Annotated in this window: 19 protein-coding genes and 2 pseudogenes; 10 read left to right on the top strand and 11 right to left on the bottom strand. The window is 68.1% G+C overall.

The window, feature by feature from the left end:
• Together ABD346_RS30715 and ABD346_RS30710 are read right to left on the bottom strand one after the other, a co-directional pair.
• Window positions 1-221, bottom strand: a 221-nt coding sequence (locus ABD346_RS30715; protein WP_344379314.1) for an IS3 family transposase, incomplete at its 3' end; no start/stop codon positions are given.
• Window positions 218-526, bottom strand: coding sequence for a transposase (locus ABD346_RS30710; RefSeq protein WP_344379312.1), 309 nt, complete (start codon window positions 524-526; stop codon window positions 218-220). The genes ABD346_RS30715 and ABD346_RS30710, both read right to left, overlap by 4 nt.
• Before the next feature lie 195 nt (window positions 527-721).
• Between ABD346_RS30710 and ABD346_RS30705 the strand changes: the two genes are divergently transcribed.
• The 4 genes from ABD346_RS30705 to ABD346_RS30690 all read left to right on the top strand — a co-directional run bounded on the left by ABD346_RS30705 (window position 722) and on the right by ABD346_RS30690 (window position 2,878).
• The gene (locus tag ABD346_RS30705) at window positions 722-1,159 is read left to right on the top strand and encodes a VOC family protein (RefSeq protein WP_344379310.1); all 438 of its coding nucleotides are present in this window, start codon (window positions 722-724) and stop codon (window positions 1,157-1,159) included.
• A gap of 102 nt (window positions 1,160-1,261) precedes the next feature.
• Window positions 1,262-1,480, top strand: a complete 219-nt coding sequence (locus tag ABD346_RS30700; RefSeq protein WP_344379308.1) for a hypothetical protein — start codon at window positions 1,262-1,264, stop codon at window positions 1,478-1,480.
• 39 nt (window positions 1,481-1,519) lie between these two features.
• Complete coding sequence (locus ABD346_RS30695) at window positions 1,520-2,095, top strand: transposase (protein WP_344379307.1); 576 nt, start codon at window positions 1,520-1,522, stop codon at window positions 2,093-2,095.
• A gap of 111 nt (window positions 2,096-2,206) precedes the next feature.
• The gene (locus ABD346_RS30690; RefSeq protein ID WP_344379305.1) at window positions 2,207-2,878 is read left to right on the top strand and encodes a hypothetical protein; all 672 of its coding nucleotides are present in this window, start codon (window positions 2,207-2,209) and stop codon (window positions 2,876-2,878) included.
• A gap of 207 nt (window positions 2,879-3,085) precedes the next feature.
• On the opposite strand, the gene ABD346_RS30685 is transcribed toward ABD346_RS30690, so the two are convergent.
• Together ABD346_RS30685 and ABD346_RS30680 are read right to left on the bottom strand one after the other, a co-directional pair.
• The gene (locus tag ABD346_RS30685) at window positions 3,086-3,358 is read right to left on the bottom strand and encodes a hypothetical protein (protein WP_344379304.1); all 273 of its coding nucleotides are present in this window, start codon (window positions 3,356-3,358) and stop codon (window positions 3,086-3,088) included.
• 508 nt (window positions 3,359-3,866) lie between these two features.
• The gene (locus ABD346_RS30680; RefSeq protein WP_344379303.1) at window positions 3,867-5,378 is read right to left on the bottom strand and encodes an RICIN domain-containing protein; all 1,512 of its coding nucleotides are present in this window, start codon (window positions 5,376-5,378) and stop codon (window positions 3,867-3,869) included.
• A 410-nt stretch (window positions 5,379-5,788) separates the two neighbouring features.
• On the opposite strand from ABD346_RS30680, the pseudogene ABD346_RS30675 reads away from it, so the two are divergent.
• Together ABD346_RS30675 and ABD346_RS30670 are read left to right on the top strand one after the other, a co-directional pair.
• Window positions 5,789-5,947: pseudogene (locus ABD346_RS30675) on the top strand (IS5 family transposase); the annotation flags it as partial.
• A gap of 104 nt (window positions 5,948-6,051) precedes the next feature.
• Entirely contained in the window at window positions 6,052-6,555 is a 504-nt protein-coding gene (locus tag ABD346_RS30670; protein ID WP_344379302.1) for a hypothetical protein, read from the top strand.
• Window positions 6,556-6,965: 410 nt separating this feature from the next.
• On the opposite strand, the gene ABD346_RS30665 is transcribed toward ABD346_RS30670, so the two are convergent.
• Window positions 6,966-7,982 carry an LAETG motif-containing sortase-dependent surface protein gene (locus tag ABD346_RS30665; RefSeq protein WP_344379301.1) on the bottom strand — a complete coding sequence of 339 codons (1,017 nt, stop codon included), beginning with the start codon at window positions 7,980-7,982 and terminating at the stop codon, window positions 6,966-6,968.
• A gap of 256 nt (window positions 7,983-8,238) precedes the next feature.
• Here ABD346_RS30665 and ABD346_RS30660 point away from each other — a divergent pair, with 256 nt between their 5' ends.
• Both ABD346_RS30660 and ABD346_RS30655 read left to right on the top strand, forming a co-directional pair.
• Entirely contained in the window at window positions 8,239-8,817 is a 579-nt protein-coding gene (locus ABD346_RS30660) for a hypothetical protein (protein ID WP_344379300.1), read from the top strand.
• A gap of 263 nt (window positions 8,818-9,080) precedes the next feature.
• Window positions 9,081-9,874 (top strand): IS5 family transposase gene (locus ABD346_RS30655; protein WP_344379322.1). Its coding sequence is split into 2 segments (ribosomal slippage): window positions 9,081-9,156 and window positions 9,156-9,874, totalling 795 coding nucleotides; the frame shifts between segments, so codons are not numbered across the junction.
• Between the two features lie 81 nt (window positions 9,875-9,955).
• Here ABD346_RS30655 and ABD346_RS30650 read toward each other — a convergent pair.
• From ABD346_RS30650 to efeU, 5 genes and pseudogenes are all read right to left on the bottom strand, one after another.
• Window positions 9,956-10,702: a phosphotransferase family protein gene (locus tag ABD346_RS30650; protein ID WP_344379299.1), complete on the bottom strand. Its 747-nt coding sequence runs from the start codon at window positions 10,700-10,702 to the stop codon at window positions 9,956-9,958.
• A 266-nt stretch (window positions 10,703-10,968) separates the two neighbouring features.
• Window positions 10,969-11,724: a hypothetical protein gene (locus ABD346_RS30645; protein WP_344379298.1), complete on the bottom strand. Its 756-nt coding sequence runs from the start codon at window positions 11,722-11,724 to the stop codon at window positions 10,969-10,971.
• 433 nt (window positions 11,725-12,157) lie between these two features.
• Window positions 12,158-12,959: pseudogene (locus tag ABD346_RS38675) on the bottom strand (helix-turn-helix domain-containing protein); the annotation flags it as partial.
• A 2,291-nt stretch (window positions 12,960-15,250) separates the two neighbouring features.
• Window positions 15,251-16,522, bottom strand: coding sequence for an iron uptake transporter deferrochelatase/peroxidase subunit (gene efeB / locus ABD346_RS30630; protein WP_344379295.1), 1,272 nt, complete (start codon window positions 16,520-16,522; stop codon window positions 15,251-15,253).
• A gap of 44 nt (window positions 16,523-16,566) precedes the next feature.
• Window positions 16,567-18,693 carry an iron uptake transporter permease EfeU gene (efeU, locus tag ABD346_RS30625; protein ID WP_344379293.1) on the bottom strand — a complete coding sequence of 709 codons (2,127 nt, stop codon included), beginning with the start codon at window positions 18,691-18,693 and terminating at the stop codon, window positions 16,567-16,569.
• 344 nt (window positions 18,694-19,037) lie between these two features.
• Here efeU and ABD346_RS30620 point away from each other — a divergent pair, with 344 nt between their 5' ends.
• Both ABD346_RS30620 and ABD346_RS30615 read left to right on the top strand, forming a co-directional pair.
• Window positions 19,038-19,865, top strand: a complete 828-nt coding sequence (locus tag ABD346_RS30620) for a COG4705 family protein (RefSeq protein WP_344379291.1) — start codon at window positions 19,038-19,040, stop codon at window positions 19,863-19,865.
• Window positions 19,866-20,006: 141 nt separating this feature from the next.
• Entirely contained in the window at window positions 20,007-21,053 is a 1,047-nt protein-coding gene (locus ABD346_RS30615) for a M4 family metallopeptidase (RefSeq protein ID WP_344379290.1), read from the top strand.
• On the opposite strand, the gene ABD346_RS30610 is transcribed toward ABD346_RS30615, so the two are convergent.
• On the bottom strand, window positions 21,016-21,573 hold the full coding sequence (locus tag ABD346_RS30610; RefSeq protein WP_381227236.1) for an MgtC/SapB family protein: 558 nt from the start codon (window positions 21,571-21,573) through the stop codon (window positions 21,016-21,018). The genes ABD346_RS30615 and ABD346_RS30610 overlap by 38 nt on opposite strands.
• Window positions 21,574-21,714: the final 141 nt, after the last annotated feature.

The following is a 21,714-nucleotide window of genomic DNA, read 5'->3' as shown; positions in this document are numbered from 1 at the left end:
TGCAGGACGGCGTGGATGCGCGGGGCTCCGTAGGTCCCGCGGGAGTGGTCATGAACCTCGGCGATCTTCTTGGTCAGCTCGGCGTCGCGGACCGCCCGCGGCCCCGGCTTGCCCGTGCGGCGGGCGTAGAAGGCGGCTCGGGAGACCTGCAGCAGTTCACACGTGCGCTTGACGTTGTGACCGTCTCGTTTCTCCGCCTCGATGAACGGGTGCACCGTCACCGGGTCTCCTTCGCGAAGAAAGCCGTGGCCCGCCTGAGGATCTCCACGTCCTCCCGCAGTCGGCGGTTCTCCCGCCGCAGCGCGGCCAGTTCCTCACGTTCACTGCTGGTCAGGCCGTCCCGCTCGCCCGCGTCGGTCTCGGCCTGGCTGATCCACAGCCGCACCGCGGTCTCGGTCAGGTCGAAGTCCTTGGCGACCTGGCCGACCGAGCGGTCACCGCGCCGGCACAGCTCGACGATCTCGGCCTTGAACTCCGGCGTGAACGAACGGCGAGGGCGTGGCTTCTTCTTCCCCATGCTCTCCATGATGGACATCCTCCCGGGGCAGAACCCCTGATCTCGTATGTCCGTCAAAGCGGATCAAGCCCAACCTCCACTTTCGCCGTTTTCGCAGACTTCCGATGAGGTCGCAGGCCGGGCCGTGGATGGTCAAAGCGTCTGCAAATGTTGGCGAGTTGGGAAGCTTCAGTGACTCGCGGGTAGAGCCCTACGATCGAGCGCATGACAATCCAACGGATGGACCACGTAGGCATCGTCGTCGACGACCTCGCTGCCGCAACGGCGTTCTTCGTCGAGCTCGGGCTGGAGGTACAACGTGAGGGGGCAGTCGAGGGCCACTGGGTGGACCGCGTCGTGGGCCTCGAAGGTGTCAGGGCAGACTTCGTGGTCGTGCAGACCCCGGACGGCCACGGACGACTTGAGCTGACGAAGTACCACACACCGACAGGCTCGGGAGGCAACCGGAACCCGTCGGCGAACACACCGGGCATGCGCCATGTCGCATTCGCCGTTGAAGATATTGACACCGTCGTGGCCAGCCTGCGGAGCCGCGGTGAAGAGCTCGTCGGCGAGCTGGAGCGCTACAAGGACAACTACCGGCTCTGCTACGTCCGCGGCCCGGAAGGGATCATCGTCGAGCTGTCGGAGCGGATTGGCTGACATCCGGCCCCCGCCGACGAGACGTCAATCCGCGCGGTGAACCCTGCATAACAGAGCACTCCGAGGCCCGTGGACGTGTCGCCTCCGGGGAGGGACCCGCCGATGCTTCCGGACTCGACCGTACCCGCTTCGCTGCTGGCCGTGCTGAAGTTGGTGCGGGGCAGCTTCACCGCGCCGACGTTCCGTACCTTCGCCGCGCTGGTCACGGGACTGATCGCGCAGACCGGGCGGTGCACGGTGACCGGGATGCTCGCCGGCGCGGGGTTGACGCGCGCGTGGTCCCATGACCGGGCCCATGCCTTCTTCTCCCGTGCCTCGTAGAACCCGGATATCCTGGGCATCTCGCTCTCGCACCTGGTCGTGCGTGGCCTGCTGCCCGACGGGGCCGTGTTGACCGTGGCGGTGGACGACACGCTGTTCAAGCGGCGCGGGAAGAAGGTGTTCGGCGCGGCCTGGCAGCACGACGGCGCGGCCAAGGGACCGAAGCCCATCGGTCACGGGACCTGCTTCGTCGTCATCGGCCTGGTCGTTGAACTGCCCTTCCTGGCCCGGCCAGTATGCCTGCCGGTGATGGCCCGGCTGTGGTGCCCGAAGCAGGAGCAGTCCAAGGTCGACATCGCCGCGTCCATGATCCGCCTCCTGGCCGCCTGCCACGCCGGCCGGCGCATCCACGTCGTCGCGGACGCCGCCTACCACGGCAAAGCCCTCCGGAACCTGCCCGCCACCTGCACGTTCACCACCCGGCCTCCCACGTCCGCGGTGCTCTACGACCTGGCCCCGCCACGCACCGGCAAGCGCGGCCGCCCCGCGCTCAAGGGGGCCCGCCTGGGCACGCCGAAGGACCTGGCCGCCACCGCCGATTTCACGTCCTCGCCGGTCACGCGCTATCAGCGCACCGAGACCGTGCGCCTGGCCGAGATCACCTGCCTGTGGTAGGGCTCCTTCCACACCCAGACCATCCGGATCATCCTGCTGCGCGAGGCCGACACGGACACCGGCTACGACCTGGCACTGATCACCACCGACCTCACCACCCCCGCACCGCAGTTGATCACACGCTACGCGTGGCGCTGGTCCATCGAGGTCACCTTCGCCGAAGCCCGCGACCTGCTCGGCACCGGCCAGGCCCGAAACCGCACCCGCCACGCCATCGAGCGCACCGTCCCGTTCGGCCTGTACTGCTACACGATCACCGTCGTCTGGTACGCGCTGCACGGCCACCACCCCAGCGACGCCGCCGAGCATCGTGCCGGTGCCCCCTCGTACACCACCAAGACCGCCCCGTCCGTGGCGGACATGGCCGCCAAGCTCCGCCGCACGGTCACCGCCGCCGATTTCTGCCCAACCGCCCAGGCCGGCCCACCGATCAGGAAATCCGCGCCGTCCAGCACGCCTGGGCCGCAGCCAGCCCCGTCACCGCAGCCGCATGACCACGCAGACCCGCCAGAACGTCGAAAGTCGAGGTCTACTGCCGGTGTTCGAAACGGGCCGATTGATGTGCAGGCGCTCGCCCCTGACTCCGACTTCTTCTTCCGCATGGATGTACCGCGCCGCGATTTCTGCGATGGCCACAGACCTATCCAGTTACCTTTCTCCTTGCCAAGGAGACGTTCCAGCAACGTGATCTGGTGGCGCAAGGCGAGTATCTCTGCGGCCGTGTCCCGATCGCTCACCGGCAGCAGGCGCGGCACGACGAACGCGTGCGTAACGCCCAAGTAAGCCAGTCGCAGCAGCATGGCCGGTCGCCATGCCGCGACGATCGACAGCCGCGCCAGGTTGCCTGAATCGAGCGACCGCCGTCGACAATCCGTGCACCTCGCACACTAGCTCCCGCAAGGACGGATGAGGTTTCCGGCAAGGGCCGGGTTGCGCTCCGGCCCATCGATACCGGCCGGGGCCAACGGCCGCCCGCTCCCGGCAGCCCGTTCAGCGACGCCGCCGTGCCGCGCGTTCCCGTTCGAGTTCCCCGAGCCGTACGAACCAGCCGACGACGCCCAGGAGTCCGAACATCCCGACAGCGAGCGCGCCCAGGCTCATCGCGATCCGCCACCAGTGCAGCAGTCCGCTGACCCCGATGCCGAGGCCGCCGGCGGTGAGCATGCAGAAGAACAACAGCGTGCGCGAGCCCTCCAACTGCCGGCAGAACTCTCCCCAGTACCGCGCCATCAGGCGCCGGACCCCCGCCCGTGCCACTGCCATCCATCCCCCTGTCGCCCCGGCCTGTCACCGCCGATTCAGCGAGTCTACTCAGTGGCCCCGACACCCCTACGCCGCCCTGCAGGTGCCCCCCTACTCGCATGACCTTGGGCCAGTCCAAGGGCCGCCCACCTGGGCATCACGACGTGGCCATTGACACTCACTGGTCCGTGCCTGGACGGAGTTCCCGGCCCTGGCTCTCTGAAGCGACCGACGTCCTACAGATCAAGGGAGTTGTCACCGTTGATGGTTTTGGCGCGGTCGGGGCCGATGCGGTGAGCAGGGCTCTCGCGCGCCGGAGCCCGAAGGGCGAGCCGCCCCCGCAGCCGGTGCCCCAGGACACCGTGCGGACGGGCGGGTTCCGCCCGTCCGCACACGCTGTACGGCAGCACCAGCGCGTGGAGGACAGGAAGGACCGTTGCCGGCGGGGCCTTTTCCTTTCCCCCCGGAAACGCAGCGTCCCCTCGCCCGGTTACAGGCAGGGGGACGCTTCGTTCAGCAGTGGGTCAGGTCACCTGGTGCATTGGGCGAGGCCGATGATGAGGCCGCCGAAGACTCCGCCCAGGACGGCTTCGGGCTGGCCCAGGGCGGCACCGAGGAGGCCGAAGGTGGCTCCCTCGCCCATCTTGTCTCCGATGCAGTTCATGCGGCCCCTCTTGTCGCTGGACGCGGCGGGCCACATCATGGCGGCCGTCTTCATCATGGTCTTCTTCGCGGCGGCCGGTGCGGCGGCGGCTGCTTTCACCGAGAAGACCGGCGGGCTCACGGTGCCGGTGATCGTGTCGCCGGTGACGCCTTCGACGGTCTGGGTCACCGTGTTGCCGGAGACGGTCAGGCCGACCTTGTGGGTCGTACCGTTGGTGTCCGTCAGCGTGGTGGGGAGGATGGTGGCAACAGTGCCGTCGGTGTCCGTCGCGGTGACGGTGCCGTTGGACGACGTCACCTGGCTTCCCGCGGGAAGGCTGAAGGTCTTCGTCGTGGTCGTGGCGAAGGTCTGCGGCTTCACATCAGGGCTGGTCGTACTGCCGCTGCTGCCGGACGGGTCGGTGCTGGTGTGGGCGATGTACATCGTGGATCCGGCGGCCGAGTTGATGACGGGGACGGTGACCGTCGCGTCCGTGGTCCACGGCTGGTTGTCCGTGTCGAACGTCCAGGTGCCGGTGACCTTCTTGCCGACGGCCGCGAAGTCGACCCACGCGTAGTTCTTCGACGGGACGTCCACGGCGATGCCGTTGATCGTCGTCTCGTCGGAGGTGTACACCGTCGTCGCGGTCAGCTGGCTGGAGATCATGGCCTGGAGCGGGACGGACACCCCTACGGAAGTCGACAGGCCCGCGGAGAACGCCTGCGACCATCCGGAGTGGTAAATGGTGGTGAAGACCTGCTTCATGGACGAAGCGGTGTCGTTGTACCAGACCGACGAGGCAGGCTGGCGGGGCAGGGTTTCGGGCTGCCCTTCGGACTTCTCGGTCCATGAACAGGTGGAGGTCTTCTTGGAGCACAGGTCGCTGTAGTAGTCGAGGGCGAGGCTCCTGGCTTCGGCCGCCTTCGCTGCGGGGATCGTCCATTCCTGGCTCGCGCTGCCGTTGCAGGCGTTGGGCTGGGCGAGGATGCCCCACAGGTGGAGGCCACCGCGGTTGTCCATGCAGTACTCGGTGCCGCTGGAGTCGTCGCGGCGGACGATGCCGAAGGTGTTGGGCTTGCCGTCGACGGGGCGGAAGTGCCACTGCTCGCCGTCCTTGCCGCAGGACTGCTGTACGGCGGGCTGGGAGGCGTAGATGCACTTCCCGGAGGAGGTGCTGGCGATGTTGAACGTGCCGGGGTCGCTGAGCTTGATCAGGCGCCAGTTCGTGTAGTTGGTGCCGTCGGGGGTGACGGAGATCTGGTTTCCGTCGCCGGTGCCGGTCGCGTTGAGGGTGCCGTCCGGGTTGCTGAAGGTGTAGGCGTCGGTCGTCGCGGCGCTGGCCGGAGCGGCGAGGGTTGCGAGGGCGGGCGTGAACAGGGCCAGGGCGAGGGCCGGCACGGTTAAGAGTTTCGCGGTTCTTTTCATGATCGCTTTCTGTGTCGGGTCTGTGCTGTTTCTGTGGAGGTCCTGGCGCCTCGGCGAGCGTAGAACGGCGCACTCCGGAATGGCAGATTCCCGGCGAAACTGCCCTCGTGATCTAGGGCACGGCCCGTCTCCCGCACCTTCCGGATGGACACCGCCGCGCTCCCAAAAGCTGACCACTTCCTCGCCTTCACAGCTATCGCCACCAGCCTCATCAACTACCGCCGCCTCACCCCACGGGGCGGGAGGGGTGGTCGAGTCGAGAGGCGACGCTGTGGCAGCAGAGAGCCGTTTCATTGCAGCAACTCCCGTCTCCTCCCAACATGCCCCCGCCCACGGTCCTCTGCCTCTCTGGTCGCGTCAGCGCCGCGCGGTAGATCGGAAGCATGACCCCGCACAACAGATATCCCAGCGACCTGTCCGACGAACGCTGGGAACTGTTCGAACCGGTCCTCACTGCCTGGCGGAGCCAGTGCCGCCGGGACGCCCTGGACATCGGTCGGCCGCCCGAGCACGACCTGCGCCAGATCATCTTTACCGACCGTCGAGCTGACCGTATGAGCTGTGGCGATGCGTCGCGGACGTGTCTGTGACGCCTTCGATAGCCTCTCCAAGGCTCGGATCGTGAGCTGGTGGTGTGGCGGGGAGGATGAACGTGTCTGGTGAGCGGCTCGACTCGGAATGGGTGCGAGGTTGGTGCGAGCAGACTTCTGCTGCGCTTGAGACCTTGATGTCATCGTTTCTGCAGACGCATGGGTTCCCACCCGGTGAGAACGCCGTCATCCTCGCCACCGATGCGAGCAGCAAGGCGACGGACGCGCTTGTGGACCTGACGCCGATTCCCTCGGACCTCACGACCCTTTACTGGGTGATTGGCGAGGCCTCCTTGCCGGATGTCGAGCACGGATACTTCATTCACTCGGCGTCGACGGTAGCCGACCACTTCCGCGCATACGGCTCTGTCCAGGTCGGTGATGATCCGTCGGCCATCGTGTTCGCCAGTGATGGTGGTGGCCATCTGTTCGCGGTGGCCGGCAGTGGCCGGGTCTGGAGGTCGATCACGGCATCCTGGTTCGACGATTTCGAGGTTGCCGCAGTGTCTGTCCAAGGGTTCCTTGAACAGGTCGGCCATAGGGTCGCTGACCAGAACTGACCGATGATGCGGCTGCCGCTTCAGGGTTGCTCTCAGCCAATGTGTTCGTCGCCGAAGGCGAAGCGGGGGATCAGGGGCAGCTGCGGCCAGGCTGTCCGTTTGTAGTAGTCCACTTGAAACCGGTGATCCTCAGATGCTTTGACGGCCGGTACCGGGCCGCACTCGGCACACCACCCCGTACGACTCCCGCTCCGCTAACACCTCTGCCGGTCGCCCCCATGTGCCGCAGCCTGCCCGCAATCCCGAATAGCCAAGCGCCCACGAAGATCCTCCAGTCGGCACGGGGCACATGAGACAACTCTGCCCCGCCGAGAGGGCGGGGCAGAGCGGGGTCCGAGAGCAGCCAGCAGCTCGGATGGATGAACCCTGCCGACGCTACGGCAGCCAAGCTCGTGCTCTTTGGCGCTGGGTTATGCGGTGGTTCGGGCCTTGCGGCGGCGCGCGATGAAGAGGGCGCCGCCACCGGCGGCCACGGCGGCGGCGCCGATGGCCGCGATGACGGGGGTGGTGGACGACGAGCCGGTCTCAGCGAGGCGGCCGCTTACCGGGAGTTCGGTACGGTCGCCCTGTGGGACCGGGTGGTTCTGCGGTGCACCGGGGGTGCCCGGCTTGACCGGCGTGCCCTTGGCGTCGTCCTGGTTCTTCGTGGGTTTGGTGCCCGCGGTGTCGATGGTGAAGTTCCACTGGTAGAGCTCACCGGAGCTGCAGCGGCCGTCGCCTTCGCCCATGGAGTAGCCGAAGGTGAAGAAGAAGCCAGCCGCGGCGGGGGCTTTGGTGTCTACCTTGATCCGCATCCGGGCGTCCACGTACTCGCCCGCCTTGATGTTCTTCGCGCCGGCGAAGTAGCCCCACAGGTCCTTGCCCCGCTCGGTGGTGGTCCTCCACTGGCCGTTTGCCGTGTCGAACCATTCAACGGTCAGCAGGAGTTCGCTGATGTCGCTCACCCGGTGGTCGACGGTGCCGAGCTCCATGTCGAGGTTGATACGCTCCAGGGTCCGGTCGGAGATGTTGAGTGCGCGGTAGGTGAACTCGTGCCAGCCGGATCCGGCGACGATCCTGTTGGGCAGGCCGCGCAGCGAGGTCCGTACCGAGTCTTCGTCGGCGGGGTACTGCTTGCATTCTCCGATCCCGGGGGTCGGCAGCTTGGAGACGCCAGTGGTGGGCGTGTGGGAGGGCTGGCCGATCGCCTTCTTCGCGTTTTTCGGGTCGGTGGCAGATCCGGAGGGGGACGGTGTGACGGTCTTCGGCGCGCTTGAGGCTCCGGGTGTCGACGTCGTGTCGTTGTCTGCCTTGGGGGTGGCGGTGCTGGAAGACGGCGCGGAGTGGGGTGCGGTGCTGGATGCTTCGCTTGCAGCGGTGGTGCTGTCCCCTGTCGTCGCGTAAGCCAGCGGCGTGGCCCCCAGCGTGGCGGTCCCGATTGCCGTCATGACTGCGGCAGTCGCCCATACGCGGCGAGGGTTCATGGTGTCTCTTTCAGGTGGTGCGAGTGCCGACAGCGGCGGGGCTGTGGCGGTTGGCCTGAGGTATGACCATCTGTGAGCTGTATTGGTTGTAAGAGTCCAAGCTGTGAGTCACATCACGGTATGTCCGCACGTGGCTGGCCGGAAATGCGGCTGCCTGGGGCCCGGCCTGTCAGCGCACGCTCCGGTCGCCTGACTGCTTCGCACACCTAGGGTCGGGATCATGAGCACGTACCTGGAGCCTCGCCGTGTCCGGATCTCTGCCCGTCCGGATGAACCGGCTGTGATCGAGATCAACGGTCATGATGTGGCGTCTGCTGTGGAGGCGTACCGGATCACTCAGACGCAGGACGAGGGACCTGAGGTGACGCTGTACGTCACCGAAGGGTGGAAGGGTGTCGAGTTCGACGGCATGGCCGAGGTGGTGGCCGAGCCGGCCGACCTGCGGCACGTGCAACTCTGCGGAAACTGCCGCAAGTTGCAGGAACGCGAGCAGCATCAGGAAGCAGCAGCCCGGCAGCATCATCAGCGCCACCTCGAACCGGTCTGCTGCCAGACAGCCGACAAGATCAACTACCTCCGCGCCCAGCGCGTCGACGCCTCCGAACTACCCGCCGACACCGCCGCAGGCCGCACAAAGCAGTCCGAGCAGTCCGCCATGGTCACGGGCCCACTCCTTGCTCTGGCTATCACCCTCGCCCCCGATGGCCTACATGTGGCCGACAACTGCGCCCGCCAACAGGCAGCTCAGCGACCAGCCCACGCGTTACTGATCTCGGCGTGTCAGGGTGATATTTGTTGAACGTCCTGATGGTGGTGGGGTGTTGGCGGTAGACGGTGGTGTGTGGGATATGCAGATGTGATCGGGTTGACGCCGGTGGCTCGGCAGCGCCGGGAGGCGGTACGGGTGCAAGCGGCGGAGTTGTTCGCTCAGCAGGTTAACGACTCCTAACAAAAAGAGGCTTCTGGGCCTCCGGGAATGACGGTGTGTCAGTTCTCGTTGATGCTGGCCGAAGGGGGTGCGAGTCAGTCGAGACGAGGAAGACCGCTGCCGGGCCGTGGGAGATCGACGACGAGTTGTGGGCGCGGATCGAGCCGCTGCTGCCGGTCGTCCCACGTAATCCGCGGCGTCCGGGTCGTAAGGTCTGGAGAGTCGCAGGGTGCTGTGCGGGATCCTGTTCGTGCTGTACACCGGGATCCGCTGGGAGTTTCTGCCCCAGGAGCTGGACTTCGGCTCGGGGATGACCTGCTGGCGACGGCTGCGGGACTGGAACGAGGCCGGGGTCTGGCAGCAGTTGCACGAGCTGATGCTCTGCGAGCTGCGAGTCGCAGACCTGCTGGACTTTGCCCGCGCAGCTGTCGACTCCAGCCACATCCACGCGATGAAGGGCGGGTCGGCCAGCGGTCCGTCCCGGGTGGACCGGGGCAAGGCCGGCAGCAAGCACCACTTGATCGTCGAAGCGCACGGCATCCCGCTCGCGGCAATCACCACCGGCGGCAACCGCAACGACGTCACCCAACTGATCCCGCTGATCCAGGCCGTCCCCCCGATCCGCGGCAAGCGCGGCCAGCCGCTGCGCCGCCCGAAGCACCTGTACGCCGACCGCGGCTATGACCACGAGGTCTACCGGGACAAGGTCCACCGGTGCCAGATCACCCCGCACCTCGCCCGGCCCGGCACCGGGCACGGCTCCGGCCTGGGCGTGTACCGCTGGGTCGTGGAAGGAGCGATCGCGCTGGTGCACTGGTTCCGCCGCCTGCGCACCCTCTGGGAGATCCGCGACGACATCCACCACGCGTTCGTCACCCTTGGCTGCGCCGTCATCTGCTGGCGAGGACTGCGCACCGCACTTTGTTGAGAGTGAGGGTGGGCGATCGCCCCAGGGGATGGCCTGCTCGATGCGTCAGAACGCATTCGTGGCAGTCGTGCCCGGGCAGCCTCACATCCGGGATCTCAGCACGTCGACCTCACAGCCCGGCGCGAAGGGGTCGAAGCCGTGCTCGGTCAGCCAGCGAACTGCCAGCAGGCTTCGCAACGACCACCACGCGTGGATCACTTCGAGGTCGATGTCGGTGCCATAGCCGGCGATGACGTGGTCGAGGTGCTCCTCGTGTCCGAGTGTGAAGGTGGCGAGGTCGTACAGGGCATCGCCCTGGCCCGCCTCGGACCAGTCGATGATGCCGGTGACCTCGTCGCCGTCGACGAAGAGGTGCGCGATCTGCAGGTCGCCGTGTGTGAATGCCGGAGTCCAGGGCCGGAGCGCGGCCTCGGCGACCTGGCGGTTGCGGGTGACCAGGTCGGCGGGCAGGAGGCCGTTCGTCACGAGCAACTCGCACTCGTCGTCGAGTTCCGCCGCCAGCGCGACGATGCTCCGGCCGGCCCTGCCCGGCCGGGGCGGCAGGGGCGCGTCGTGCAGCTTCCGGATGGCGGCGCCCGCCGCGGCCCACGCCGCCGGCGACCCGGTCGACGGCCCGCCGAGGCGCCCAAGCGTTGTCCCCGGGAGTGCGGCGATCGCGAGCACGGGCGGCTTGCGCCACAGGACCTCCGGGGTCGGGACCGGCGCGAGGGACATCGCCTCGACCTCGACGTCGATGCGCGCCTGATCGGCGTCCACTTTCAAGAACACGTCGCCGACGCGCAGGGTCGCGCGCTCGGAATGGGCGACGACGACTTTGACCTCATCCATGGGCGACCAGTATCCCGGGGATGATCGCCGACGTCGCCAGGTTTATCGCATGCGATGACCCGGCTGACCAAGTCCCGCTACCCAGCGGCCTCGTGCACGACACCGACCTCTGACCAGGTCAAGCCCACCACTTTTGTTAGGAGTCCCAAGCCGCCCGAGGTCACCCAGCGGCTGCTGGTGAGTGTGAAGTCGGCGTACCAGCGCGCACGGCCGCTCCGGGTCTGTTCGGGCACATCTCCCCCGAGGGCTCTCAGGGGCGGACACTCTCACTCCAGCTCGAAACGCGGGCCCTGGGGTAGGGGGGCGGGGGCGGCTGCGGGGGCGTCGGCCGGCACGGGGGCCTTTCGGTGGTTCTCCCAGATCTCGTCCGGCTCCGACTCCGTCTCGCTGTCACTGTCGTCCGCCGCCTTGATGAGCGGCCCCTTCCGGGCGACCTTCTGATCCTGGTTGAACTGTTTGATGGAGTCCTGGAGCAGGTTCGGGTTCTCCAGGAGCGGCAGTCGCATGCCCGGGGCATCGAGCCCGGTGGCGGCCTTGTACAGGCCGCGGGCAAAGCTGGTGCAGTTGTAAGTCGCCAAGTTGTAGTCCCGGTTGACCCGCGCGTACGCCCTGACCTTCTGAGCCTGCCCTTCAGTGAGACCGATGGGATCCAGCTTGGCGGTCGCGTTGGACGGCTGGTCGTAGTCCGTTTTCACGACACCCGGCACGGTTCTGAGAGCGCCGGCCGCGTTCATGCTCTCTGCCGGGAAGAACCCGTACGTAGTGCAGTGTGCCTTGCGGCCCGGCTCCTTTTTGTACAGCGCGACCCAGGCGTGTCCGAAACTCCCCGCGGAGAATTCGGCTCGATGGGTCCTGCTGGATTTACTGACCTGGATCTGAAGAAGGTACTGGGGCTCGCCCGGCACCGTGGCCCCGTTGGCCGTGGGAGGCATCGCGGCTTCCCTCTGATCGGCAGGGGCCAGGGCTTCGACGAGCTCGGCTGGCTCCTCGTCGGGGACCCGTTGCAGAGCGGCATCCGGCATGCGCTGAAGCTGCCGTATCTGCGGGGACTCCGACCGGAGTTCCCCCCTCTGCTCCGGTGTCCAACGATGGCCCGCCTGACGGAGCATCTGCACGACGGCCGCGTTGCCCGCCACGGCTTGGAGAGCAAGAAGCCCCGCGGGCACACCGCGGCCCGGAGCCTGTGCCCTGGCGGGTGCGAGGCGGGGCTGCTGCCCCTTGCCGTTGGCAGTGGGGGTTTGCTCGTTGGCGTGCATGCGAGCCCTTCAGGCGAGTGGAGGCATGGTCAGGGTCCGGGATGCCGTTGCCCGTCCGCCGACCGCACGGGACCCCAGCGAGCAACACCCCCTGCGTGGGGACGGTTTCACACGCCGCCAACGTATTACTAACGGCCACCCAACGCCCGCACTCCACCGCGTTACTGATCTCGGCTCGTTAGAGCGATGTTGGTGTGTCGAGACTGCATTTGATGCGCGCCCACACCCACTCACTGGGTTCCAGTCGGGTGAGCACGCGGGCAGCAGGAACACCGTCAGCCAGTCGCGCTGACTCATGCTGCGGCGCTGGCCCTCGCCCCCAGGGGCAGGCGGTGACATCGGCGGGTGTGGGACCCGAGCCTCATGGCGATCAGCCCGGCCACCGACAGACGACCCGATCGGCGGCCGGTGACCGTCACGACCCGAGTGACACCACGCCGGCCCCAGGTGCGTCCTTTGGGCGGCCGGCGAGTGAAGCCTGCCTCGCCCTCGAAGCAGACCCATCCCCCGCAGGCCGCCCGGGCTCTTTTACCTCCACCCAGGGCGTCTACCGCCACACCACGACCGTCTGCCCGTCGCGCTCGGCCAATCTGCGGGCGGGTATCGGCGGCGTGAAACCGAGCCAGCGCATCAGTCTGGTGGCGCCCGAAAGGTTGCAGGAGACATGGAACTTCCTCCCGATCAACGTCGCCACCCGCGCCGCCGTCCACACCTGGTCCTCCACCCCACCGTGCGCGCCCGGACCCTGCGCGAGATAGCCGGCGAGCTTATCCAGACAGCGCGCGGACAACCGGCGTCGGCCCCCGCGAAACGAGCGCCGCGGATCCACCCTGACGCCACAACTGCTGCCACTGGTACGCCGACTTCACACTCACCCGCAGCCGCTGGGCGACCTCGGGCGGCTTAACCCGCTGAGCGAACAACTCCGCCGCTTGCACCCGTACCGCCTCCCGGCGCTGCCGAGCCACCGGCGTCAACCCGCCCACATCTGCATATCCCACACACCACCGTCTACCGCCAACACCCCACCACCATCAGGACGTTCAACAAACATCACCCTGACACGCCGAGATCAGTAACGCGCACCCCGACAGGGCGAACGCCTCGGGCAAGCCCACGCGAGCTCCACCTCCGGCCGACAACTGGCGCACCGGGCCGCAACGGTCCGCGAAGACCCCGCCAAGCAGCTCAGCAGCGGCGAGACCTTCATCATCCTCGGCCGCCCCAGCGTCCTCAGCCCTGAAGCCCCCCTCGGCGCCACCCACGCCGGCAGCGCCCTGCTCCTCCACCAAGACCACACCGCAAACACGGACATCTCTAGGCAAGAGCTCATCAATCTCTACTCAAAAGTGACCAGAGATTGACCCAAAAACAACGCTGCGCCAATCACCAGATTGACCATGAAAACGGATCTACCAGTCACCGCGTCCGCCCGACTCCGCATCAACTGGTCTCACACACTCAAGATCGAGTACGTCGTGTCGCGAGGCGTTCGGGGCGGGGTATCGGCCGTGTAGCGCAAGTGCAGAACGGTGTAGTGCGACTGGCCTTGCTGACCTGGCCTGGGGCGGGCAGTATCGAGACGGACTGTCACGGGGTACGAGTGGAAGTGGCCAACGGCACAGTAGGGGACGCAATCGTTCACCCTGTCCAAGCCCTGGGCTACGGCCGATGCCGGTCCCCACTGTGTCCAGCGCAGGGAGACGAGGCCATTGTTGCCGTCACCGCAGGCGATCAAATAGCTGCCGGGCCGGACCTGAGAGTGCCCTGAGCAATCAACTACAACGGTATTGGACCCCCCAAGTTGCCCCTTAGCGGCGGCTGGCCCGACAGCTGCAACCAGAGCCGCAACGGCGCCGATGAAAACGACTGACTTGATCTTCTGCCGCCGCATGTCTGCTCCTCGGACACTTCAGCTGGAAGCGAGTACGCCGCCAGAGTGTCGTGTCGGCGTCGTCCCATTGTCCGCTTCCATCTCCACTCTGCGACCGCGCTAGCAGACATACCACCCTTCTCAGTGATAGCCGGATCTCGATTCCTGTCGCAGAGACGGTCACCGGCATCGCCTTCTTGGCGATCCGTGAACCCTGAGCGGTACTCATCGCTTCACGCGCGGGGACGATCACCAGCACCTTTGGAAATCGCCCAGCTCCGCCGCCGTCCCCTACCCCAGGGCTTGGTGACCCTGGCGAGCCTGAAATGCCGGTCACCTTGAGGTTGTGTCCCCGGCAAGCGCCCCCCTGAATGCCGAGATTCACGCCGTCCCCCGGCGGCATGAAAGTCCCCTCCGGACCGGGCCAGCAGGGGACTTTCAACTGCTTCATACCTGGTCAGGCACGGTGGGCGTGGACGGTTTCAAACCGCCGACATCCTGCCTTGCAAAAGTGTCAGGTAACCGAACCGGGCCACCCATGACCAATCCGATGAAGACATAGCAGAACACCTACAAGGACTGGGCCCAGTGCCGCTATTACACACCCTTGCAGGTCAGAGCCCTCGTGTCGATTGGGGGATGGAATCCGGATTCCTCGCACTCGGCTTGGCAACCACGGCTACAACCGCCTCTGCTGCGAATGCACCTGGGACACCGCCGCCCAGCACATGACGCTCCTCGCCCAAGAACGTGACAAAGGACCATCGAAGGAGCCCCGTCGACCTGAACGGCCCTCCAGGCTCTGCCCTACGAAAAAACCGCACAACCCGTCCGACACGACTCAGGCACTCACGCAGGCGTCCACCCCACAGGGGAGTCCGGGCTCCCCCGTGATTCGGTGATTCTTCCGGCTCGCGAACAGGAAGCGGTGGTCATGTTTTCGTCTCTGTCGATCTCAATGACAGAGACGCCCCCTCTTGAGCGGGACAAATTGGCCCTCACTACCCACCAAAAGCGAGACGATCAAACGACAGGAAGTCACACCCGCCCTCCAACCGCCCACAAATCGGCAGGCCAGCTCGCCCTACACCCAGGGCCGAGAACCCCCCAATCCCTACCGTCCCCCGCTTGTCCCCCGGCTCACGAAAATGGCCTCCCGGATACCAGTCCGGGAGGCCAATCCTCACATATCACCTGGTCAGAGCACTGGCACCCGAGAGCTACAAACAACGTCCGCCGCAGACGGAGAGCGCGGGCTGGCGATCGAGATTGCTCATGCGGTCAACCTATTCCCTCGCGGGGCACGGAACCCCAGGATCCGGGCACAACCCTGCCAGGTCCCGCCGATGGCCCGCAGCTCTTCGTGTTTCGGCAGGTCAGCCCGGCGCGGGTACCGCTGCCTGCGGCGGAAGGGCCGCCTCAGGCCCCGAGCAGCCCCCGGCCCAGCCAGTCCGAGGCGTCCTTCACGCCCGGCAGCGCGAAGAAGTAGCCGCCGCCGGTCGGGGAGATGTAGTCGACCAGTGGCTCGTCGATGAGTCGCTCCTGGGTCGCCTCGAACTGCCGCTTGACGTCCTGCTGGTAGCTGCAGAACACGAGGCCCATGTCGAGGTTGCCGACGTTGTCGATGCCCCGGTCGTAGTTGTAACCCCGGCGCAGGATGCGGGTGTTGTCGGTCTGCGGGGTCCTGGGGTTGGCGAGGCGGATGTGCGCGTCCATCGGAATCGCGTTGCCCTGCGGGTCCTTGGCGTAGTTGGGGCTGTCGGTCTCGACCGCTCCGTCCAGCGGGGCGCCGGTGTCCTTGCGGCGGCCGAACATCTTCTCCTGCTCGGTGAGCGAGACCCGGTCCCAGAACTCGACGAGCATGCGGATGACGCGGATGACCTGGTAGCTGCCGCCGACCGCCCAGGACGGCTCGCCCAGCGTGTCGCCGACCCAGATCAGGCGGTCGGTCTCGCGCGCGGACTTCACGTCCGGGTTGACGATGCCGTCCTTGAAGCCGAGCAGGTTGCGCTGGGCGCCGGTGGGGCGCGGCGCGTTCTGGAAGCCGTCGATGCGCCACTTGATCTGCATGGCGCCGCGGGTGTGCCGGGCGATGTCGCGCAGTGCGTGCAGGACCACGTCCTGGCGGGCGCCGCAGATCTGGAGCGAGAGGTCGCCGTGGCATTCGGCGGGCTTCAGGTTGTCGTTGGGGAAGGTCCGCATGGGCGTGAGGCGGACCGGCTTGGCCTTGGCGAGTCCGTACCGGTCGTCGAAGAGCGAGGCGCCCACGCCGACCGTGACGGTCAGTTCGTCGGCGGGGACCTCCGGGCCGAGGATGCCGTTGTCGGACGGCGGGGCGCCGACGCCGAGGTCGGCGGGGGCGCCGCCCGTGGTCAGGAAGCGGGCCCGCTCGGTAATGGTGCGCAGCAGGTCGGCGAGGTCCTTGCGGCTGTCCGCGATGACGTCGAGGGACACAAAGGTGGCGGCCGCGGGCTGCGGGGTGAGGATGCCGGCCTGGTGGGCGCCGTGGAAGGGCACCTTCCCCGCATCGGCGGTGCCGGCCGCGTGCGCCTGGCCGGAACCGGCCTGGCTCAGCGCGAATCCCCCGCCGGCCAGGACCGCACCGGCCGCGCCCGCGCCCAGGGCCGTCTTGACGAACGAGCGCCGTCCGGCGGGGCAGCCGCCTTGCGGGGCAGGGGTTTCGGCGGGCATGTCGGGGTTCCCTTCGGGGCGTGCGGCAGGTCGTTCGGCGGGCATCAGGCGGACTTCCGGATCTCCAGGAGGTCCGGCACCGGGGCCAGGTCCTCAAGGAGCTGGCCGGTCGCGCCGTTCAGCCGGGCGCGGCTGGTGGCGTCCAGCTTGTCGACGGGCGTCCAGCTCGGGTCGTGGTGGGCCGAGTCGAGCAGTTTCTGTACGCGGTCGATGTCGGCGTCGACCCTGGGGAGCAGCTGTGCGTCGCGGGAGGCGAGCAACGGGCGCAGCACGCCGAGGAGTTCGCGCGTTCCGGCGAGGTTGGCGTCGGCGGTGGCGAGCGTGGTCCCGCTGCCCTGGTCGGCGTCGCCGGTCAGCTCGAACTGGAGGGTGTTCTCCAGGATCTCGTGGGTGCGCAGCGGCAGGTCGGCCGGGTCGAAGTCCTGGGTGGGAAAAGCCTTTTGAAGACCTGTCACATCCTCGGCGAGGCGGGCGGCGGGCGCGGCGAGGTCGCTCGCCGACTGGCCGTGCCACAGGCCGTACTCGACCCGGTGGAAGCCCGTGAAGTCCTTGTCGGTCACGCCGTCCGGGAGTCCTGCGGTGCGCCCGTTGATCTTCTTGTCGAAGTCCTGGAAGGTGCCGTAGGCGGCGCCGAGCGAGGCGTACGTACGGTGCGCGGTGAGCCAGTCGGTGCGTGCGGCGTCGAGGTTGCCGCCCGCTATGTCGTCACTGAGCTGCTTCGTCTGGGCGGCCAGGGTGGTCAGGCCCTGGTTCACGTACTGCTTGTACGCGGTGAGGGGCGCGGCCAGGTCGGCCTCGGAGACCGGCACGACCGCCTTGCCCGCGGCGCCGCCGCTGACACGTACGGACGCGGAGGTCACGGCCTTGCCGCCAGTGGGCACGCAGCGCCAGGCGTAGGAGCCGCCCGCGACGGTGGCGACCAGGTCGCGGGTGGTACCGGGGGCCAGGCCCTCGATCTCGCCGTACACCGCGTTGCTCGCCGGGTCGATGAGGTAGACCTCGGAGGCCTTGTCGCCGGTGTTGTGCATCTGGAAGGTCTGGCGGCCGGGCTTCGGCGCGGTGAACCCCTTGCCGCACTCCTTCTCGGACACGGCGACGGTCTGCGCGCCGACGGGCTTGGACCCGCCGAAGGCCACGACCGCACCCGCGACGACGGCGGGGACGGCGACGACAGCAGCCGGGACGACCCAGGCGGGGCGGCGCCGCGCGGGGGCCCCGGGCCGCGTCTCCTCCGCGGGCTTCCCGTCGGCGGCCGGCTTCACCGGCTGCCCGGCGGGCTCGCCTTCAGCGGCCGGTTCAGCGGACTCGACCGGCTCCGCGGGCTTGGCAGGCTCCGCGGGCCCGGCGGGCTTCACCGCGGTCGTCCGCACGCCCCGGACGAAGAGCGTCATCACCACACCGAGGTAGCCCGCGTAGGCGACGACCTGGAGCCACGTCATCGTCGGCGTCAGGTTGAACACGCCCTGGACGAGGGTGCTGTACCAGGCGCCCGGGTCGATGCTCTGGCTCAGGTCCACGGCGTACGCGGTCTTGCCGGGCAGCACCCCGCCTTCCTGGAGGTCGCGCAGGCCGTAGCCGAGCACTCCGGCGGCGATGACGATGAGGACGGCGCCGGTGGCGGTGAAGAACCTGGTGAGGTTGATCTTCAGGACCCGGCGGTACAAGCCCCAGCAGAGCCCGGCGGCGATGAAGATGCCAATGCCCGCGCCGATCATCGGCCCCGCGGACTCGCCGGCCGCGCGGGCCGTGGTCCACAGGAACAGGGCGGTCTCCAGGCCCTCGCGGCCCACCGCGAGGAACGAGGTGACGACGAGCATGCCCGCACCCATGGCGAGCGCCCCGGTGACCTTCTCCTTGATCTCGCCGGAGAGGCTGCGCGCGGAACGCCGCATCCAGAACACCATCGCCGTGACGAACGCGACGGCGATCACGCTGAGCGTGCCGCCGAACGCCTCCTGGGCGGTCCCGGACATGCTGGCGGCGCTGAACGTGAGGACCGCGCCGAAGCTCATCGCCAGGGCGACCGCAGCCAGCACCCCCGTCCACACCTGCGGCAGGCGGGACTTGGCCCCGGCGCGCACGAGCGTGGCGACCAGGATCGAGACGATCAGCCCTGCCTCAAGCCCCTCCCTCAAACCGATCAAGAAGCTTGGAAACGCGTCGTCCCACATGCCGTTCTCCCCAGCCCTGCAAAGGCGTGCCTCGCCTCAGTTAGCGAAGGCATACCTTAATCAAAGATCCTGCGAGTCGTCTACATGGGTGTAGTCAAGGGGTCCCCAAGCACGAGAGGGGCCAGGTGGCCGACCGATCCGGACTCCGCGCGTCCGCGCCGCCCTACACGCACCCGCAAGCGGTGGACCACCCCTCCCCGCAGGCTCACAGGTCGATCGTCTACAGTCCCGTAGACATTCACCTGGCGGCGATCACCGCCGGGTCGGACTCATTGGCCCAACCATGCCCAATTCAGGTGCGGTTGAGGCTGGGCGCGAGCCGCGCCGGGAGGGCAGGGACGACCATGGGGCAGCCGAGCAGCGAGGCGACGACAAGGCCCGTAGCGGAGGAACGCCCTCACCGGGCCATACCCCCGACCGGTTCCGGCTTGAGCAAGGTCCCCGCGGTCACGGCCCTCTTCTGGATCGTCAAGGTGCTGACCACCGGCATGGGCGAGACCGCCTCGGACTACCTGGGCCGCACGCTGGGGCCCATTCCCGCCGGGGCCCTCGGACTCACGGGCCTGGTGGTCGCACTTGTCGCACAGTTCCGGAGTGACCGATACCGGCCCTGGACGTACTGGTCGGCGATCGTCATGGTCAGCGTGTTCGGCACAATGGCCGCCGACGTCGTGCACGTCGTGGCCGGCATCCCGTACACGGTGTCCGCCGTGGCCTTCACCCTGGCGCTCGCCGCGGTTCTGATCGCCTGGTTCGTCAGCGAGCGGACGCTCTCCATCCACAGCATCCGCACCCGCCGCCGCGAGCTCTTCTACTGGGCCACCGTGCTCGCCACCTTCGCCCTGGGCACCGCGGTCGGCGACCTCACGGCGGGCACGCTGAAGCTCGGATACCTCGCGTCGGGATTCCTCTTCACCGCCCTGATCGCCGTGCCCGCGCTGTCCGGCCGCTACCTCGGCCTGAACGCGGTGGCCGCGTTCTGGTGGGCGTACGTCCTGACCAGGCCCCTCGGCGCGTCCTTCGCCGACTGGATGGGTGTTCCCACCACCCGAGCGGGTCTGGGCTGGGGCACCGGCCCGGTGACTCTGGCCCTCATCGTTCCGATCGTGGCCCTGGTCGCCTATGTGGCGGCAACCCACAAAAACGCCGCGCGGAACGCGTCAACGCGCTGAAGGGCGCCGGGAAGTGCGCGTCCAGCGAGGCCTTTAACACGGTCCCACCCCATAAACCAGGGGCGCCTGCCGGACGGCACATTCCGGCCAACTCGACTGCGCCGGGTGACAGTTCAATCACTCCGTGCCACATTGCTGCCCATGAACAAACCCGCCATCTGCCACGTCGTACCTCCCCACATCCTCGACCGGCTCGCCCAGGTCGATGACCCCACCGTGCACGAGCCCGCGCGCCGCACCCTGGAGCACGACGCCCAGCTGCGTACCCAGCGCCGGATCACCACCGTTCGCGGCGCCGCCGCCCCCACCGGCACGCCGTCCGACAAGCCCGAGCGCACCATCTACGACGCGGGGCACCAGGAGGCGCTGCCCGGCACGAAGGTGCGTTCCGAGAGCGATCAGCCCTCGGCCGACGCCACCGTCAACCGGGCGCACGCAGGCCTCGGTGCCACGTTCGAGTTGTATCTGAAGGCGTACGGGCGCCACTCCATCGACGACTCCGGGCTGCCGCTGATCGCGAGCGTGCACTACGGCGACAACTACGACAACGCCTTCTGGAACGGCGAGCAGATGGTGTTCGGCGACGGCGACGGGGAGCTCTTCCTCGACTTCACGCTGCCCGTCGACGTCATCGGCCACGAACTGACCCACGGCGTCACGCAGTACACCGCGAACCTGGACTACTTCGGCCAGTCGGGCGCGCTCAACGAATCCGTCTCCGACGTGTTCGGCTCGCTCATCAAACAGTACGCCCTGAGCCAGAGCGCCGACCGGGCGGACTGGCTGATCGGCGCCGGACTGCTCGGCCCCCGCATCCAGGGCGAGGCCCTGCGCTCGATGAAGGCCCCGGGCACGGCGTACGACGACCCGCAGCTCGGCAAGGACCCGCAGCCGGCCACCATGGACGACTACGTGCGCACGAGCCGCGACAACGGCGGGGTGCACATCAACTCGGGCATCCCCAACCACGCCTTCTACCTGCTGGCCACGGCGCTCGGCGGCAATGCCTGGGAGCGGGCGGGGAAGATCTGGTACGCCACGCTCGCGGGCGGCGAACTCGACGCGAACGCCCAGTTCGCCGACTTCGCGCGGCTGACCGCCGCCTCCGCGCGCAGCCTGTTCGGCGACGGCGACGAGATCCAGGCGGTGCTCAAGGCCTGGTCCCAGGTCGGCGTGCCGGCAACCTGACGGACGCCCTGTCGACGACCGGCCGGTCGCACGGAACCGTCGCGCGCACCTCGTCCCGCACGTCCTCGATCTCGGAGGTTTCGGGGTCGTGCCGGGGCGCGGGCGCGCGGTCGATCAGCCGCCCGGCCGGTCGCAGCAGCAGGTGGACGGCGAGGACGGCGGCGGTGCCGAGCAGCGCGAGGTCGAGCCGGCCCGAGGCGGCGAGCACCCCGAGTGCGGCCGAACACCACAGCGTGGCGGCGGTGTTGAGGCCGTGTACAGAGGCGCCGTCGCGCAGGATGACGCCGCCGCCGAGGAATCCGATGCCGGAGACGACGTAGGAGGCGACCCGGGTGGGGCTGCTCTCGTCGCCGACCGCCTCGCTGTAGAGGACGAACAGGGTGGCTCCGGCGGCCACGAGGGCGTTGGTGCGCAGCCCCGCGGTGCGGGCGCGCCACTGCCGCTCGACGCCTATCAGGGCGCCGCAGCCGACGCCGACGGCGAGCCGCAGGGCGAAGTCGAAGGTGGTGAGGGTGGACATGGGAGCTCCTCTCACCCGGCCGGGCTCCGGCCGGACGCACCGGCCCCGCGACGCACAGAGGAAGGCGCTACCGCGGGCCGGAGGGGTGTGGGGACAGGGGTTCGCGCGGCCGATGCCGGTCCGCACTGCTGCGACTTCGCT

The sequence above is a fragment of the Streptomyces mauvecolor genome, assembly GCF_039532965.1.
GTDB classification, from domain to species: domain Bacteria; phylum Actinomycetota; class Actinomycetes; order Streptomycetales; family Streptomycetaceae; genus Streptomyces; species Streptomyces violascens.
The sequence above is the reverse complement of the archived record's forward strand: the minus strand, read 5'-3'. Positions and strand labels throughout refer to the sequence as shown.

What these genes read in the sequence shown, in the direction of transcription:
- efeU (WP_344379293.1), bottom strand. Translation starts at nt 18,693, where the DNA reads ATGTGGGACGACGCGTTTCCAAGCTTCTTGATCGGTTTGAGGGAGGGG.
- ABD346_RS30700 (WP_344379308.1), top strand. Translation starts at nt 1,262, where the DNA reads ATGCTTCCGGACTCGACCGTACCCGCTTCGCTGCTGGCCGTGCTGAAG.
- ABD346_RS30685 (WP_344379304.1), bottom strand. Translation starts at nt 3,358, where the DNA reads ATGGCAGTGGCACGGGCGGGGGTCCGGCGCCTGATGGCGCGGTACTGG.
- ABD346_RS30665 (WP_344379301.1), bottom strand. Translation starts at nt 7,982, where the DNA reads ATGACGGCAATCGGGACCGCCACGCTGGGGGCCACGCCGCTGGCTTAC.
- ABD346_RS30660 (WP_344379300.1), top strand. Translation starts at nt 8,239, where the DNA reads ATGAGCACGTACCTGGAGCCTCGCCGTGTCCGGATCTCTGCCCGTCCG.
- ABD346_RS30710 (WP_344379312.1), bottom strand. Translation starts at nt 526, where the DNA reads ATGGAGAGCATGGGGAAGAAGAAGCCACGCCCTCGCCGTTCGTTCACG.
- ABD346_RS30650 (WP_344379299.1), bottom strand. Translation starts at nt 10,702, where the DNA reads ATGGATGAGGTCAAAGTCGTCGTCGCCCATTCCGAGCGCGCGACCCTG.
- ABD346_RS30670 (WP_344379302.1), top strand. Translation starts at nt 6,052, where the DNA reads ATGAACGTGTCTGGTGAGCGGCTCGACTCGGAATGGGTGCGAGGTTGG.
- ABD346_RS30610 (WP_381227236.1), bottom strand. Translation starts at nt 21,573, where the DNA reads ATGTCCACCCTCACCACCTTCGACTTCGCCCTGCGGCTCGCCGTCGGC.
- ABD346_RS30620 (WP_344379291.1), top strand. Translation starts at nt 19,038, where the DNA reads ATGGGGCAGCCGAGCAGCGAGGCGACGACAAGGCCCGTAGCGGAGGAA.
- efeB (WP_344379295.1), bottom strand. Translation starts at nt 16,522, where the DNA reads ATGCCCGCCGAAACCCCTGCCCCGCAAGGCGGCTGCCCCGCCGGACGG.
- ABD346_RS30705 (WP_344379310.1), top strand. Translation starts at nt 722, where the DNA reads ATGACAATCCAACGGATGGACCACGTAGGCATCGTCGTCGACGACCTC.
- ABD346_RS30645 (WP_344379298.1), bottom strand. Translation starts at nt 11,724, where the DNA reads ATGCCGGATGCCGCTCTGCAACGGGTCCCCGACGAGGAGCCAGCCGAG.
- ABD346_RS30615 (WP_344379290.1), top strand. Translation starts at nt 20,007, where the DNA reads ATGAACAAACCCGCCATCTGCCACGTCGTACCTCCCCACATCCTCGAC.